The sequence below is a fragment of the Pseudomonas sp. ITEM 17296 genome, assembly GCF_028895205.1.
GTDB lineage: Bacteria > Pseudomonadota > Gammaproteobacteria > Pseudomonadales > Pseudomonadaceae > Aquipseudomonas > Aquipseudomonas kermanshahensis.
Genome location: NZ_WJRS01000002.1, coordinates 1 through 13199, shown reverse-complemented (window position 1 = coordinate 13199; position 13199 = coordinate 1). Strand labels below are relative to the sequence as shown.

The window sequence follows — 13199 nt, the reverse complement described above, 5'->3', positions numbered from 1 at the left end:
CGGCTTAGCCACGAAAAATCAACCGCGACGCCTGCTCGTTGCGCAGGGTCAGCTGCGCCATGCCCTGCCCTGCGGTCTGCGCTTGCTCCCGGGCCTTGAGGATCACCCCGTGGTGCGGCGACTTGCTGCACACCGGGTCGGCGTTGGCGGCATCGCCGGTGAGCATGTACGCCTGGCAGCGGCAGCCGCCCAAGTCCTGGTGTTTTTCATCACACGAGCGACAGGGCTCCTTCATCCAGTCATTGCCACGGTAGCGGTTGAAGCCAAAAGAATCGTTCCAGATGTGCTCGATGCTGTGCTCGCGCACGTTGGGGAAGGCCACCGGCAACTGGCGGGCGCTGTGGCACGGCAGCGCAGTGCCGTCTGGGGTGATATCAAGAAACAGGTTGGCCCAGCCGTTCATGCAGGCCTTGGGGCGTTCTTCGTAGTAGTCCGGCGTGACGAAAATCAGCTTGCACGGATGCCCCTCGGCCTCCAGCCGCTGGCGATACCCTTGGGTAATGGCTTCGGCCCGCTGCAATTGCTCGCGGGTCGGCAGCAGGCCGGCACGGTTGAGTTCGGCCCAACCGTAGAACTGGCAGGTTGCCAGTTCCACGAAGTCCGCCTGCAACGCCAGGCACAGCTCGATGATGTCGGCAATCTGGTCGATATTGTGCCGATGGGTCACAAAGTTCAGCACCATCGGGTAACCCTGGGCCTTGACTGCCTTGGCCATCGCCAGCTTCTGGGCGAACGCTTTGCGCGAGCCGGCCAGCATGTTGTTGACCGCCTCATCTGCGGCCTGGAAGCTGATCTGGATATGGTCGAGCCCGGCGACCTTGAAGTCGCGGACTTTCTGTTCGGTCAGGCCAATACCCGAGGTAATCAGGTTGGTGTAGTAGCCCATGTCCCGCGCGGCCTTGATCAGCTGCGCGAGGTCCTGACGCACCAGCGGTTCGCCGCCGGAAAAGCCCAGCTGCGCGGCGCCCATCGCCCGCGCTTCGCGGAACACGCGGATCCACTCGTCAGTGGTCAGCTCCTGGCCATGTTGGGCAAAGTCCAACGGGTTGGAACAATACGGGCATTGCAACGGGCAGCGGTACGTCAGCTCCGCCAGCAGCCACAGCGGCGGCCCCGGGCGCGTGTCATTCGATCCAGTGCTTGCCACGGGCCACCTCCAGAAACGCCAGCACATCCTCGTCCAGCCCCTGTGCATCGGGGAAGCGCTGCGCCAAGCCGTCGATGATCGTCGCCACGCACCGTTGGCCGTCCAGCATCTCCAGCACCCAACCGGCGCTGGCATTGAGCTTGATCATGCCCTCGGGGTACAGCAGCACATGGCAATCCTGGCGCGGCTCCCATTGCAGGCGGTAGCCGCGGCGCAACCCCAGCACCTGTTCGCCATCGATCAGTTTCACAGGGCGATCCCCCGATGCCAGACGTTTTCCTGGGTCACGCTGTGATAAGGCGGCCGCTCCAGCTCATACGCCATGCTCATGGCATCGAGCATGCTCCAGAGCACGTCGAGCTTGAATTGCAAAATCTCCAGCATCCGCTGCTGGCCGGCACGCGTGACGTAATACGCCAAGGTGATGCGCAGGCCATGTTCGACGTCGCGCCGCGCCTGGCCCAGGCGCGTGCGGAAGTAGTCGTAGCCGGCGGCATCGATCCACGGGTAGTGCTGGGGCCAGCTGTCCAGGCGCGACTGGTGGATCTGCGGCGCGAACAGTTCGGTCAGCGAACTGCTGGCAGCCTCCTGCCAGCCTGCGCGGCGGGCGAAATTGACGTAGGCGTCCACGGCAAAACGCACCCCAGGCAGGACCATCTCCTGGGACAAAATGCGCTCACGCGTCAGCCCGACCGCCTCCCCCAGGCGCAACCAGGCTTCGATGCCGCCTTCGCTGCCCGGCGCGCCATCGTGGTCGAGCACCCGTTGCAACCATTGCCGGCGCACCTCACGGTCTGGGCAGTTGGCGAGGATTGCCGCGTCCTTGAGCGGGATGTTGACCTGGTAGTAGAAGCGGTTGGCAACCCAGCCCTGAATCTGCTCACGGGTCGCACGCCCGGCATACATCGCCTGATGGAAGGGATGGTGGATATGGTAATAGGCGCCCTTGGCACGCAAGGCCGCTTCGAATTCAGGGGGTGTCATGGGGGTGTCGGTCATTGCGGTTCTCCAGGGCGCGCGGTGCCAGCCCTTACAGCGTGATAGACAAGCCGTCGTACGCCACTTCAATCCCCCGTCGATCCAGCAAGGCCCGTTCGGCCGAGTCTTCATCGAGGATCGGGTTGGTGTTGTTGATGTGGATGAGGATCTTGCGCTGGCGGCTGAAGCCCTCCAGCACGTCGAGCATGCCGCCCGGGCCACTCTGCGCCAGGTGGCCCATTTCGCTGCCCAGGCTTTGGCCGACTTCGCACACCCGCATCTCGTCGTCGCGCCACAGCGTGCCGTCCAGCAGCAGGCAGTCGGCATGGCGCATCCAGCTCGCCACCTCGGCATCGACCTGCCCCAGGCCCGGCGCGTAGAACACCGAGGCACCACTGCGCCGGTCCTCGATGAGCAGGCCAATGGTGTCGCCCGATTGCGGGTTGCCGCGGTTGGGCGAATACGGCGGCGCGTTGCTCAGCAACGGGACCGCGCGAAATTGCAGGTTTGGGCAGGCAGCGATGCGAAACGGTTCGCGGTCCAGGCCGATGCATTGCCACTGCAAGCCACCGTTCCAGTGCTTGAGCAGGGTGAACAGCGGGAAACCGCTACTCAGGTCTTCATGCACCCGCTCGGTGCACCACACCGTGTGCGGGCAGCCTTCGCGCAGGCTGAGCAGGCCCGTGCAATGGTCAATCTGGCTGTCCAGCAGCACCACCGCGCCAATTGCCGTGTCGCGCAGGCGGCGCGCCGGTTGCAAAGCGGGGAAGCTTTCGAGCTGGGCGCGGATGTCGGGTGAAGCGTTGCACAGTATCCACTGCTCGCCATCGTCGCTCACCGCGATCGAAGACTGCGTGCGCCGCTGCGCCCTCAGGCTGCCATTACGCACACCGGCGCATTGGCGACAGTTGCAGTTCCACTGCGGAAAACCTCCGCCAGCGGCGGAGCCGAGAACACGAATGTGCATGGACAACGATCCCCAAAGAAGGAACGGCCATCGCTACGATGGCCGCAGAGCCATCAACGATTGGCGAAATACATCGTCACTTCGAAGCCAATGCGCAGGTCGGTAAAGGCGGGTTTAGTCCACATGGGGCGGTCCTCTTCTTGTGCCGGGCAATTCCGGTAGAGGCATTAATGCACGGGGGGCGGCGGGGCCGAATGCTACTTTGGAACGAACTTGCGGGGTGCGTTGGTAGGGGGTTGTCTAGTTCTGTACCGGCCTACTCACGGGCAAACTGCTCCCGCCTGGATCAGTGTGGATCTTGTAGGAGCTGGCTTGCCTGCGAAGGGCTGCAAAGCAGCCCCCGAGGCCATCCAAGGCTTAGAAAAAGCCCAGCGGATTGATGTCATAGCTCACCAGCAGGTTCTTGGTCTGCTGGTAATGGTCGAGCATCATCTTGTGGGTCTCGCGGCCCACGCCGGATTTCTTGTAACCGCCAAACGCCGCATGCGCCGGGTACAGGTGGTAGCAGTTGGTCCACACGCGGCCGGCCTTGATCGCCCGGCCCATGCGGTAGGCGCGGTTGATGTCACGGGTCCACAGGCCTGCGCCCAGGCCAAACTCGCTGTCGTTGGCGATGGCCAGCGCTTCGGCTTCGTCCTTGAAGGTGGTCACGCCCACCACCGGGCCGAAGATCTCTTCCTGGAACACGCGCATCTTGTTGTGGCCCTTGAGCAGGGTCGGCTGAATGTAGTACCCGGTCGACAGGTCACCGTCGAGCCGCTCGGCAGCGCCGCCGGTGAGCAACTGCGCGCCCTCCTCCTTGGCAATCTCCAGGTAGGAAAGGATTTTGTCGTATTGCTGCTCGGAGGCCTGGGCACCCACCATGGTGTCGGTGTCCAGCGGGTTGCCACGGGTGATCTTGGCGATCTTCTTCATCACCTCGGCCATGAACGGCTCGTAGATCGATTCCTGGATCAACGCCCGCGACGGGCAGGTGCACACCTCGCCCTGGTTGAAGAACGCCAGCACCAGGCCTTCGGCGGCCTTTTCGATGAACGCAGGCTCGGCCTGCATGATGTCTTCGAAGAAGATGTTCGGCGATTTGCCGCCCAGCTCGACGGTAGACGGGATGATGTTCTCGGCCGCGCATTTCATGATGTGCGAGCCCACCGGGGTGGAGCCGGTAAAGGCGATCTTGGCGATGCGCTTGCTGGTGGCCAGGGCCTCACCGGCTTCACGGCCAAAGCCCTGGACAATGTTCAACACACCTGCTGGCAGCAGGTCGGCGATCAGCTCGGCGAAAATCGTGATCGACAACGGGGTCTGTTCAGCAGGTTTGAGCACCACGCAGTTACCGGCGGCCAGGGCCGGGGCGAGCTTCCAGGCGGCCATCAGCAGCGGGAAGTTCCACGGGATGATCTGCCCGACCACACCCAGGGGTTCGTGGAAATGGTAGGCCGTGGTCAGCGCGTTGATCTCTGCCGCCCCACCTTCCTGGGCACGGATGCAGCCGGCAAAGTAACGGAAGTGGTCCGCCGCCAGCGGCACGTCGGCATTGAGGGTTTCGCGCACGGCCTTGCCGTTGTCCCAGCTTTCGCTGACGGCCAGCACCTCCAGGTTTTGCTCGATGCGGTCGGCGATCTTCAGCAGCACCAGGGCGCGGTCTTGCACCGAGGTTTTGCCCCAGGCGTCGGCAGCGGCATGCGCGGCGTCCAGGGCGTGGTCGATGTCCGCAGCGGTGGAGCGCGGGAATTCGGCAATCGGCTGGCCATTGACCGGCGAGCTGTTGGTGAAGTACTCGCCACCGGACGGCGGCACGAACTCGCCGCCGATGAAATTGCCGTAGCGGGGTTTGAACGACACGATGGCGCCTGGGGTTCCGGGTTGTGCGTAGATCATGCTGAGCCTCTGCGGGTCGATGCCTGTCCAACGACAGGCGATGGACCGATGGTAAAAAGCCCCGCGTGCCAGACGTATGCATCGTTGGCAGCGGAGCTCTCGTCATTTGGTAGTAGGGCCGCAAGCGGCCCGGTGTCAGCTTTGCGGCTTGGCGCTGGGTGCTGGCGCCTCGGCACTGGCCGCTTGCTGCAGCTGTTTAGGCAACTTGAAGGTCCAGAGCATGCCGCCCTGGTTGAAGTCCTTCACCCGCTTGGCCACTTCGCCGCCCCACAGCGGCACCGCGCCGCCCCAGCCGGACAGCACCGAGACGTACTGCTCGCCGTCCATTTCCCAGGTCACCGGCGAGCCAAGTACGCCGGAGCCGGTCTGGAACTCCCAGACTTTCTCGCCGGTCTTGGCGTTGAACGCCTGCAGGAAACCTTCCGGCGTGCCGGTGAACACCAGGTTGCCTTTGGTGGTCAGCACCCCGCCCCACAATGGCGCGAAGTTCTTGTGGCGCCAGACTTCCTTGCCGCTGACCGGGTCGATGGCGCGCAGCACGCCGATGTAGTCTTCGTTGAGCGGTTTGATGGTGAAACCGGCCCCGAGGAACGCCGCGCCTTTCTTGTAGGCAATCCCTTCGTTCCAGATGTCCATGCCCCATTCGTTGGACGGCACGTAGAACAGCCCGGTATCCCTGTTATAGGCCATGGGCATCCAGTTCTTGGCGCCGAGGAAGGCCGGTGCGACGAACACGGAACTGCCCTTGGCCTCAGTGCCCGGTGCCCCTGGCCGGCTGGCCTCGTTGTAGATCGGGCGGCCATTCTTGTCCAGGCCGGTCGCCCAGGTGATCTTGTCGACGAAGGGGAAGCCGCGGATGAATTTGCCGTTGGTGCGGTCCAGCACGTAGAAAAAGCCGTTGCGGTCAGCGGTTGCGGCGGCCTTGACCTCCTTGCCGCCGTCCTTGTAGTTGAACGAGATCAGCTCGTTGACGCCGTCGAAATCCCAGCCGTCATGGGGCGTGCTCTGGAAGTGCCATTTGATGGTGCCGTCGTCCGGGTTCAAGGCCAGGCGCGAAGAGGAATACAGGTTGTCGCCTGGGCGCAGGTGGGAGTTCCACGGCGCCGGGTTGCCGGTGCCGAACAGCAACAGGTTGGTTTCAGGGTCGTAGTAACCGCCCAGCCACGGCGCAGCACCACCGGTCTTCCACAGGTCGCCGGGCCAGGTCTTGCCCGCTTCGCCGCCCGAGATACCATTCTCGATGGCCTTGCCGTCTTTGTAGACGTAGCCCATGTGCCCTTCCACGGTCGGGCGCATCCACAGCAGCTCGCCGTTTTCCGGGTTGTACGCCTGGATCTTGCCCACCACGCCGAACTCACCCCCGGCCACACCGGTGATCAGCTTGCCGTTGACGATCATCGGCGCGGCGCTGATGGAATAGCCTTCCTTGTGGTCGGCGACCTTCTTGCTCCAGACCACCTTGCCGGTGTCTTTGTTCAGGGCCACCAGCTTGGCATCCAGGGTGCCGAAGAACACAAGGTCGCCGTACAGCGCCACGCCGCGGTTGATCACGTCACAGCAAGGGCGGATGTCATCTGGCAGGCGTGCATCGTATTGCCAGAGCTTTTTGCCGGTACGGGCGTCGACGGCGAACACCCGCGAGTAGGAGCCGGTCATGTACATCACGCCGTCCTTGATCAGCGGCTGGGCCTGCTGGCCGCGCTGCTTCTCACCGCCGAACGAAAAGGCCCAGACTGGCCGCAGTTCCTTGACGTTGCCGACATTGAGCAGGTCCAGCGGGCTGTAGCGCTGGCCCTGGACCCCCAGGCCATTGGTCACGATCTGCTGCGGGTTTTTCGGGTCCTGGAGGATTTCTTCATCGCTGACAGCGGCCTGTGCCGCGCCGGACAGCAGCATGGCGCTGAGCACCAGGCTCACGGCGAACAAGGGACGACGTGGGGATCGGGTCATGACGGCTACCTTTGGTTTTTTTGTTGTGCCCGGGAAATTTTCCCGGTGTGCCGAGAATTCTTGTGCCCGACCTGCTTGCCAACAATTGCCCGCAATGTGGAGTTTTCTAGTTCCTTGGTACAGGGCTTTCATAGAACAGCGCATAGCTTGTTGAGGTAGCAGGGACTCTGTGGGAGCGGGCTTGCCCCGCGAACACCGGCAAAGCCGGTGCCAAGCACCGCGTAGGCCCGTTCGCGGGACAAGCCCGCTCCCACAGCCTGTAGGCTGCTTCTTCGGGTCAGAGAGGCGGCTTGCCGTCGATACGCTGCAACCGCAAACGCTCATACCGCGGGTACAGGTGACTGACGCTGCGAATCAACTCATAACGGGTCAGGCTGATACCGGCAAACCGCTCAGGGATCGGGCTGCGGATCATCTCGACCATGTCATCCCCACGCGCTGCCCCCTCGCGCATCAGGCCATCCAGCCAGCCCAGATAATCACGCATCTGCGCAAAAGGCTTAGCATCGCTGGCCACCGGCCCATGCCCCGGCACGAGCTGCTTCCAGGGCAAGGCCTGCAAGGTGTCCAGGTCCTTGAGCCAAACGTCCAGCCCTGGGCTGTTGGGGGTGGTCAGGGCGCGCTCGTAAAACACCAAATCGCCGGCAAACAGCACGCCAGTCTTCTCATCGAGAATCGCCAGGTCCGCACCGGTATGCCCGCCCAGCGCCAACAGCCGCAACCGGTGCCCACCCACCTCATGCACACCCGGTTCCAGCACCCGGGTCGGCAGCACCACCTCGGTGCCGCGCATCCAGTCACCGACCAGGCGGTACATGTTCTCGGCCATCGCCTCGCCCTGCTGGCGCAACAGGTCGCCTGTGCCAGCCAGGGCACCGATGGGCACGTCGGTAAAGGCCTGGTTGCCCAGCACATGGTCGGGGTGATGGTGGGTCAGCAGCACTTCGACCACCGGCTTGTCGGTGGTGGCGGCAATGGCTTGGCGCAGGGCCTCGCCGTAACGCTTAGACGGCCCGCTGTCGATCACCACCACGCCGCTGTCGGTGACGATGAACGCGGTATTGACGATATTGCCGCCATTGGCCTTGGCGAAATTGTCGGTGCTGCCCTCCAGCAGCCAAGTGCCTTCCGCGATTTGCCGGGGCGTGAGTCGATAGTCCAGGTCCGCCCAGGCCGGCAGGCCCAGGCACAGCAACAACAGCAGCATCCAACGCATGACAGGCGCCTCTGGTCAGGGGGTGAAGGCAAGCAACGCGCTCACGGCACCGCCGCTTCGAACTGGTTACCGCTGTTGTCCCGCAACAGCAGCCGGGTAAGCCCGGGGCCCTGGATATCGAACCCCAGGTTGGGGTTCTCACTGACTGCCGGATACAGCGCGAGGCTGGCTAGGCGCTGGCCATCCGCGCCTTGCAATTCGGCATGTTCGAGAAAGAACTCAGGGATGCCGCTGACCAGGCCGTTGTCCATCGGGTGGGACACCTGCAGGCGCAAGCGGCTGCCATCACCGCGCGGGTAGCGCCCGCCCAGCACCTCACCGACATGCTCCTCCCAGCCAGGCTGGGTGCGCACCACGCTGGGCGCGGTACAACCACCGCCGGCCGCATCGATCAGGGTCGAACCGACATGCCACACGCCGTCACGCGTCAGCACCGCAGCGCGCAGCGGCGTGGCTTGTTCGATGCGGATGCGGATCGACAGCCACGGCAGCACACGTTCGCCAGGCTCGAAGTCGACAATACGCGGCAGGGGGTTGAGTTCGGCCCAGGCGAGAATCCGTACCACGTCACCCGCGAATGCGCGGGCGTCGATCTCCAGCGGCACTTGCCGGGCGTCCTCGGCAAAGGGCGGCGCCAGCAGCTTCACCCGCTCATCGAAAACGAACGGCGCCTGCCCCAGCAGTTGCTTGTGGTAGAAATCCCACATCACCGAGGGCACCGGGTCGGTCTTGCTGCTCGGTTCACCGGCCTGGGCTGCCCAAGGCATCCAACAGGCCAGCAGTAATGTCGCCCGCCAGTTCATTGGTACATCTCCGGGACCTCGTAGCGCAGGCCGTAGGTGGCGTACAGCGCCTTCAGCCGGCCATCGCGGATCATCGCCTCGAGGGCTTCCTCCACCGCATAGGCCAACTGCCGGTTGCTTTCATGCACTGCCATGCCGATGTCCCATGCCTGCTTGCCCAGGTTCGGGTAGGCGTTTTCCGCCAGGGCCAGTTGCGGGTCGGCGGCCTGATGCAACTGCCAGTCAACCTCGCCGCGCATCGCCATCACCGCGTCCACCTGGCCGGCCTGTAGCGCGCCGAACGCCTGTTGCACGCTGGGGTAATGGTGGGTGTTGGCGCTGAGCATGCCGTTGAACACCGAGGTCAGGTAGAACGACGGCACACTGTCCACCTCGACCCCGATGGGGTGCTGCTGGAACACCGCGACACTGGCCACCGAGGGCAGGCGGCGGCGGTCATAGGCCACCTGCCAGCGCTCCTCCTGATAGGGGCCGAACATCACCACCTGGGCGTTTTCCAGCTCGCCCAGCTCGTTGCGCTTCTGCGCGTAGGCGTGGTCGTAGGGCACCCGCATCATCAGGTCGGCCAACTGCTGGTGGCGCAGCGGGCTGCCGCGCCAGATGTAGTCGCGCAGGTCGTCGTCGAGCTTTTCCCCTGGCGGCGCCCAGATCAATTGCAGGTGCACCCCCAAGGCCGTGGCCAGCGCTTGCGCAAGCTCCACATCGACGCCACGCGGCTGGCCGTGGTCCTCGAAGCTGTAGGGCGCGAAATCCTTGTACACCGCCACCTTCAATTCACCGGCAGCGATGATCGCGTCGTAGTTGCGCACCTGAGCCTGCACTGCCGCACAGCACAGCAGCAGGCCACTCAACAGCACGGCCGACAGACGCATGGTGATCACTCCTCGACGTGCACGCTGTCCAGGTAGGTGCGTACCGCCCACAGGGCTTCCTGGCTCAGGTAATCGGCCATCTTCGGCATGTACACCCGCCCGTCACGCACCGCGCCGTGGCGCACCCGCTCGACGAACCACTCATCCCCGGCCTCGCCCACATCGAGCAGGCGCAAATCCGGGGCGATACCGCCAGACTTGGCTTCCAGGCCATGGCAAGCAGCGCAGTTCTGGTTGTAGGCCGAGGCGCCGATTTCCACGGCTTTGTCGTGCTCGGGGGAGGTGCGGTAAGGGTTGACCGCGGCCCAGCCGTCGCCGTCCAGGCTTACCCCGGCGTCTTTGATCGGGGTCAGGCCCTGGGTTTCCACCGCCTGGGGCACCACATTGCCATGAGCCCACACCGTGCCCGTCAGCAAAGCACCGGCCAGCAGGCCTGTAGCGAGCAAGACGTTGCGTTTTTTTGTCATTGTTATGCCCTCAAGATTGCACGCAAGGCCTCAACCACAGAGGCCGTGCCGCCATCTTAGAAACAGCCCGCGCGCGGCCGTATGCTGCTTTGGTGGCCGGGCCTTACTCCCTTGGTAGTAGGGCTTGTGGCGAAGGGCCAAATGAGGTGCCGCCCGGGAACTATTCCCGGCAAGGGCGGGACTTTTTCCGTATCCCCAGCTGCCGTCCCGCCGCCACCCTGTGCAGGCCAAAACCTCCACAGGGAACTGCAACCATGACAATAAGATCGCTACCCGCCCTTTCCCCTCTGGCCCTCAGCGTGCGGGCCCTGCTGCTGGCCGGTAGCCTGGCCCTCTGCACGGCGGCCACCGCGGCCACCGCCCCCGCTGCACCTGCCAGCAAGAACGTGACCTGGGAAGACATCGCCAACGACCACCTGACTACCCAGGACGTGCTGCAATACGGCATGGGCACCAATGCCCAGCGCTGGAGCCCACTGGCCCAGGTCAACGACCAGAACGTGTTCAAGCTGACCCCGGCCTGGTCCTATTCCTTCGGCGACGAAAAACAGCGCGGCCAGGAATCCCAGGCCATCGTCAGCGACGGCGTGGTCTACGTCACCGGCTCCTACTCGCGGGTATTTGCCCTCGATGCCAAGACCGGCAAACGCCTGTGGACCTACAACCACCGCCTGCCAGACAACATTCGCCCGTGCTGCGACGTGGTCAACCGCGGGGCGGCCATCTTCGGCGACAAGATCTACTTCGGCACCCTCGACGCCCGCCTCATCGCTCTCGACAAGCGCACCGGCAAGGTGGTGTGGAACAAGAAGTTCGGCGACCACAGCGCCGGCTACACCATGACCGGCGCCCCGGTGCTGATCAAAGACAAGACCAGCGGCAAGGTGTTGCTGATCCACGGCAGCTCTGGCGATGAGTTCGGCGTGGTCGGCCAGTTGTTCGCCCGCGACCCGGACACCGGCGAAGAAGTGTGGATGCGGCCTTTCGTCGAAGGCCACATGGGCCGCCTGAACGGCAAGGACAGCACCCCGACCGGCGACGTCAAGGCGCCGTCCTGGCCAGACGACCCGACCACCGAGACCGGCAAGGTCGAGGCCTGGAGCCACGGCGGCGGCGCACCCTGGCAGAGCGCCAGCTTCGACCCCGAGAGCAACACCATCATCGTCGGTGCCGGCAACCCTGGCCCTTGGAACACCTGGGCGCGCACGTCCAAGGACGGCAACCCCCACGACTACGACAGCCTCTACACCTCGGGCCAGGTCGGCGTCGACCCAAGCACCGGCGAAGTGAAGTGGTTCTACCAACACACGCCGAACGATGCCTGGGACTTCTCCGGCAACAACGAGCTGGTGCTGTTCGACTACAAGGGCAAGGACGGCAAGGTGGTCAAGGCCACCGGCCACGCCGACCGCAACGGCTTCTTCTACGTGGTGGACCGCAACAACGGCAAATTGCAGAACGCCTTCCCCTTCGTCGACAACATCACCTGGGCCAGCCATATCGACCTCAAGACCGGGCGCCCGGTGGAAAACCCCGGCCAGCGGCCAGCCAAGCCGCTGCCGGGTGAAACCAAGGGCAAGCCGGTGGAAGTTTCGCCGCCGTTCCTGGGTGGCAAGAACTGGAACCCCATGGCCTACAGCCAGGACACCGGCCTGTTCTACATCCCCGGCAACCAGTGGAAGGAGGAGTACTGGACCGAAGAAGTGAACTACAAGAAAGGCTCGGCCTACCTGGGTATGGGCTTTCGCATCAAGCGTATGTATGACGACCACGTCGGCACCTTGCGCGCCATGGACCCGGCCACCGGCAAGCTGGTCTGGGAGCACAAAGAGCACCTGCCACTGTGGGCCGGCGTACTGGCGACCAAGGGCAACCTGGTGTTCACCGGCACTGGCGACGGCTTCTTCAAGGCCTTCGACGCCAAGACGGGCAAGGAGCTGTGGAAGTTCCAGACCGGCAGCGGCATCGTCTCGCCACCCATCACCTGGGAACAGGACGGCGAGCAGTACATCGGCGTGACCGTGGGCTATGGCGGCGCGGTGCCGCTGTGGGGCGGCGACATGGCCGAACTGACCAAGCCGGTGGCCCAGGGCGGCTCGTTCTGGGTGTTCAAGATCCCAAGCTGGGACAACAAGACCGCGCAGCGGTGATCGCCTGCGGGGAGCGCCCAGCGCCCTCCCCGCACCTGCCCTCCTTTCACCGAGAGTCTTCGCTCATGAATTACCTGCCCTTTGCCCTGCTGTTGCTCCTTGCCCCTGCCCTGGCCGTGAATGCCGACGACGACAACGATGCCCCCTTGACCGTCAACGGCTGCGTGATTGCCGAAGGCAGCCAGTGCCCGGGCGCCAATTTGCGTGGCGCCAACCTGGCCAACCAGGACTTGCGCAAGATGAACCTGGCCGGCGCTGACCTGCGCGATGCCGACCTGCGCCATGCCCGCCTGGACCTGGCCAACCTGGAAAAGGCCCGCTTGCAGGGCGCCAACCTGACCCGCGCCAGCCTGCAGCAGAGCAACCTGCGGTTGGCAGACCTGAGCCATAGCACGCTGATTGCCATTCAAGGCTGGGGGCTGTTTGCCCAGGGGGCGCAGTTCCAGAAGGCCGACCTCAGTGCGGCGTACCTGCAGTTCGCCAGGCTTTCCGGGGCGAACATGCACCAGGCCAACCTGCGGGCGGCGGACCTGGAGATGGCCTGGCTGAGTAAAACCGACCTGCAAGGGGCCAACCTCGGCGATGCCAACCTTCAGGAAGCCAAGTTTGGCCAGAGCAACTTGGCGCAAGCCGACCTGCGCGGCGCGCGGCAGCATTATGGGAATTTTCAGGAGGCAAATATGGAAGGGTGTGTGGGCTGTCCTGGGAGTTGGGATGATTGAGCAGGGTGTTCGCCGTGAGGGGTTTGGCGCCTGTGAGATCGTGCGCCGC

Annotated in this window: 13 protein-coding genes; 2 read left to right on the top strand and 11 right to left on the bottom strand. The window is 64.2% G+C overall.

The window, feature by feature from the left end; all coding sequences use genetic code 11:
- Positions 1 to 4: 4 nt before the first annotated feature.
- The 11 genes from pqqE to pedF form a co-directional block, all read right to left on the bottom strand.
- Positions 5 to 1174, bottom strand: coding sequence for a pyrroloquinoline quinone biosynthesis protein PqqE (gene pqqE / locus GIB19_RS02685; protein WP_446731369.1), 1170 nt, complete (start codon positions 1172 to 1174; stop codon positions 5 to 7).
- The gene (pqqD, locus tag GIB19_RS02680) at positions 1125 to 1397 is read right to left on the bottom strand and encodes a pyrroloquinoline quinone biosynthesis peptide chaperone PqqD (RefSeq protein WP_274883369.1); all 273 of its coding nucleotides are present in this window, start codon (positions 1395 to 1397) and stop codon (positions 1125 to 1127) included. The genes pqqE and pqqD overlap by 50 nt, the downstream gene beginning before the upstream one ends.
- Entirely contained in the window at positions 1394 to 2146 is a 753-nt protein-coding gene (pqqC, locus tag GIB19_RS02675; RefSeq protein ID WP_027596451.1) for a pyrroloquinoline-quinone synthase PqqC, read from the bottom strand. The genes pqqD and pqqC overlap by 4 nt, the downstream gene beginning before the upstream one ends.
- Before the next feature lie 31 nt (positions 2147 to 2177).
- On the bottom strand, positions 2178 to 3092 hold the full coding sequence (gene pqqB / locus GIB19_RS02670; protein WP_265968049.1) for a pyrroloquinoline quinone biosynthesis protein PqqB: 915 nt from the start codon (positions 3090 to 3092) through the stop codon (positions 2178 to 2180).
- 53 nt (positions 3093 to 3145) lie between these two features.
- Positions 3146 to 3217, bottom strand: a complete 72-nt coding sequence (pqqA, locus tag GIB19_RS02665; protein WP_003253598.1) for a pyrroloquinoline quinone precursor peptide PqqA — start codon at positions 3215 to 3217, stop codon at positions 3146 to 3148.
- Positions 3218 to 3449: 232 nt separating this feature from the next.
- Positions 3450 to 4970 (bottom strand): acetaldehyde dehydrogenase ExaC, encoded by a 1521-nt coding sequence (exaC, locus tag GIB19_RS02660; protein WP_274883365.1) that lies wholly within the window; start codon positions 4968 to 4970, stop codon positions 3450 to 3452.
- Positions 4971 to 5105: 135 nt separating this feature from the next.
- Positions 5106 to 6920: a PQQ-dependent alcohol dehydrogenase PedH gene (gene pedH, locus GIB19_RS02655; protein ID WP_027596448.1), complete on the bottom strand. Its 1815-nt coding sequence runs from the start codon at positions 6918 to 6920 to the stop codon at positions 5106 to 5108.
- Between the two features lie 277 nt (positions 6921 to 7197).
- On the bottom strand, positions 7198 to 8136 hold the full coding sequence (locus tag GIB19_RS02650) for a quinoprotein relay system zinc metallohydrolase 1 (RefSeq protein WP_099429604.1): 939 nt from the start codon (positions 8134 to 8136) through the stop codon (positions 7198 to 7200).
- A 41-nt stretch (positions 8137 to 8177) separates the two neighbouring features.
- Positions 8178 to 8939 (bottom strand): quinoprotein dehydrogenase-associated SoxYZ-like carrier, encoded by a 762-nt coding sequence (locus tag GIB19_RS02645; RefSeq protein ID WP_027596446.1) that lies wholly within the window; start codon positions 8937 to 8939, stop codon positions 8178 to 8180.
- Positions 8936 to 9811, bottom strand: coding sequence for a substrate-binding periplasmic protein (locus GIB19_RS02640; protein ID WP_027596445.1), 876 nt, complete (start codon positions 9809 to 9811; stop codon positions 8936 to 8938). The genes GIB19_RS02645 and GIB19_RS02640 overlap by 4 nt, the downstream gene beginning before the upstream one ends.
- 5 nt (positions 9812 to 9816) lie before the next feature.
- A complete protein-coding gene (gene pedF / locus GIB19_RS02635; RefSeq protein WP_027596444.1) occupies positions 9817 to 10278 on the bottom strand; it encodes a cytochrome c-550 PedF in 462 nt (153 codons plus the stop codon).
- Between the two features lie 254 nt (positions 10279 to 10532).
- Between pedF and exaA the strand changes: the two genes are divergently transcribed.
- On the top strand, positions 10533 to 12428 hold the full coding sequence (exaA, locus tag GIB19_RS02630) for a quinoprotein ethanol dehydrogenase (protein ID WP_099429606.1): 1896 nt from the start codon (positions 10533 to 10535) through the stop codon (positions 12426 to 12428).
- A gap of 65 nt (positions 12429 to 12493) precedes the next feature.
- Positions 12494 to 13150, top strand: a complete 657-nt coding sequence (locus tag GIB19_RS02625) for a pentapeptide repeat-containing protein (protein ID WP_274883357.1) — start codon at positions 12494 to 12496, stop codon at positions 13148 to 13150.
- Positions 13151 to 13199: the final 49 nt, after the last annotated feature.